The sequence below is a fragment of the Rathayibacter sp. PhB152 genome, from assembly GCF_003751395.1.
GTDB lineage: Bacteria > Actinomycetota > Actinomycetes > Actinomycetales > Microbacteriaceae > Rathayibacter > Rathayibacter festucae.
The window spans coordinates 1-1,739 of the sequence record NZ_RJUT01000016.1 but is presented as its reverse complement, the minus strand read 5'-3'; the positions used below and the strand labels follow the sequence as shown (position 1 = coordinate 1,739).

The following is a 1,739-nucleotide window of genomic DNA, read 5'->3' as shown; positions in this document are numbered from 1 at the left end:
GGTGTGGAGGCGGGATGTGTCCGATTCTTGAGAACTCAACAGCGTGCACTATGTTCAATGCCAAATTTATAACCCCGTCCGGGTCTTGTGATCCGGTTGGGTTCCTTTGGAAATTGATGTCAGTAATGATGTCTTATTTGCTAGAGGTCAAACTTGAGTGCCTTCCTTTCGGGGTTGGTGTTCGTAATTTTTTTACGGAGAGTTTGATCCTGGCTCAGGACGAACGCTGGCGGCGTGCTTAACACATGCAAGTCGAACGATGAAGCCCAGCTTGCTGGGTGGATTAGTGGCGAACGGGTGAGTAACACGTGAGTAACCTGCCCTTGACTCTGGGATAAGCGCTGGAAACGGCGTCTAATACCGGATACGACCTGCCCCGGCATCGGGTGCGGGTGGAAAGTTTTTCGGTCAAGGATGGACTCGCGGCCTATCAGGTAGTTGGTGAGGTAATGGCTCACCAAGCCGACGACGGGTAGCCGGCCTGAGAGGGTGACCGGCCACACTGGGACTGAGACACGGCCCAGACTCCTACGGGAGGCAGCAGTGGGGAATATTGCACAATGGGCGAAAGCCTGATGCAGCAACGCCGCGTGGGGGATGACGGCCTTCGGGTTGTAAACCTCTTTTAGTAGGGAAGAAGGGCTTCGGCTTGACGGTACCTGCAGAAAAAGCACCGGCTAACTACGTGCCAGCAGCCGCGGTAATACGTAGGGTGCAAGCGTTGTCCGGAATTATTGGGCGTAAAGAGCTCGTAGGCGGTTTGTCGCGTCTGCTGTGAAAACCCGAGGCTCAACCTCGGGCCTGCAGTGGGTACGGGCAGACTAGAGTGCGGTAGGGGAGAATGGAATTCCTGGTGTAGCGGTGGAATGCGCAGATATCAGGAGGAACACCGATGGCGAAGGCAGTTCTCTGGGCCGTTACTGACGCTGAGGAGCGAAAGCGTGGGGAGCGAACAGGATTAGATACCCTGGTAGTCCACGCCGTAAACGTTGGGAACTAGATGTGGGGACCTTTCCACGGTCTCCGTGTCGCAGCTAACGCATTAAGTTCCCCGCCTGGGGAGTACGGCCGCAAGGCTAAAACTCAAAGGAATTGACGGGGGCCCGCACAAGCGGCGGAGCATGCGGATTAATTCGATGCAACGCGAAGAACCTTACCAAGGCTTGACATATACCGGAAACTTCCAGAAATGGTTGCCCCGCAAGGTCGGTATACAGGTGGTGCATGGTTGTCGTCAGCTCGTGTCGTGAGATGTTGGGTTAAGTCCCGCAACGAGCGCAACCCTCGTTCTATGTTGCCAGCACGTCATGGTGGGAACTCATAGGAGACTGCCGGGGTCAACTCGGAGGAAGGTGGGGATGACGTCAAATCATCATGCCCCTTATGTCTTGGGCTTCACGCATGCTACAATGGCCGGTACAAAGGGCTGCGATACCGTAAGGTGGAGCGAATCCCAAAAAGCCGGTCTCAGTTCGGATTGAGGTCTGCAACTCGACCTCATGAAGTCGGAGTCGCTAGTAATCGCAGATCAGCAACGCTGCGGTGAATACGTTCCCGGGCCTTGTACACACCGCCCGTCAAGTCATGAAAGTCGGTAACACCCGAAGCCAGTGGCCTAACCGCAAGGAGGGAGCTGTCGAAGGTGGGATCGGTGATTAGGACTAAGTCGTAACAAGGTAGCCGTACCGGAAGGTGCGGCTGGATCACCTCCTTTCTAAGGAGCATCTGGACACCATGCG

The 1,739-nt window shown here is 55.4% G+C and carries 1 rRNA gene; it reads left to right on the top strand.

The window, feature by feature from the left end:
• Positions 1-191: 191 nt before the first annotated feature.
• Positions 192-1,714 (top strand): 16S ribosomal RNA (locus EDF36_RS20820).
• The last annotated feature ends 25 nt before the right edge of the window (positions 1,715-1,739 follow it).